Annotated in this window: 1 protein-coding gene; it reads left to right on the forward strand. The window is 51.8% G+C overall.

Annotated elements, in window-relative coordinates; genetic code table 11:
• Positions 1-17: 17 nt before the first annotated feature.
• Positions 18-228 (forward strand): AAA family ATPase (locus EXE44_RS19100; protein ID WP_158293521.1); only part of this gene is annotated, 211 nt, incomplete at its 3' end.

Genomic DNA, 228 nt, shown 5'->3' on the forward strand with positions numbered 1-228 from the left:
TATGAGGAGTTGACATAATGCGGATCCAGCGAATCGTCCTCACGGATTACGGTCCATATGGTGGCCACAACGAGATCAATCTTGAAACGACCAAAGACCGTCCAATCATTCTCTTCGGTGGACAAAATGGGTCCGGGAAGACAACCCTGTTCAATGCGATACAGATCTGTCTCCACGGACGAAGTGCTTTCGAGGAGACGCTGAGCCGGCGCGAATACGAGGAGCGAA

This window comes from Halorubrum sp. SS7 (assembly GCF_005435055.1).
In the GTDB taxonomy this organism is placed as follows: domain Archaea; phylum Halobacteriota; class Halobacteria; order Halobacteriales; family Haloferacaceae; genus Halorubrum; species Halorubrum salinarum.